General features: G+C 62.7%; 1 pseudogene. It reads right to left on the bottom strand.

Going from position 1 to position 241, the window contains the following annotated elements:
* Positions 1-241 (bottom strand): annotated as a pseudogene (locus ACLD9W_RS12670) (IS481 family transposase); the annotation flags it as partial.

Genomic DNA, 241 nt, shown 5'->3' with positions numbered 1-241 from the left:
GTCCGCCAAAGGTTCTGCCTTTGAGCACTTCGGCTTTCAGGCTGCGGTGGAAACGTTCGTCTTTGCCGTTGGTCTGCGGGTGCAGCGGACGGCTGCGGCCGGGACGGATGCCCAGTCGGATAAGCCATGCGGCCAGGTGGGTCAGTCCGCCTTGTGCGCTGTCGCCCCAGGGTGCGCCGTTGTCGGTGTTGATTCTGTCGGGCAGTCCGTATTGTCTGAATGCTTCGGTCAATGCTGCCTG

Origin of the sequence: Neisseria sp. WLZKY-1, from assembly GCF_046546535.1 — a bacterium.
Taxonomy (GTDB): Bacteria; Pseudomonadota; Gammaproteobacteria; order Burkholderiales; family Neisseriaceae; genus Neisseria.
The sequence above is the reverse complement of the archived record's forward strand: the minus strand, read 5'-3'. Positions and strand labels throughout refer to the sequence as shown.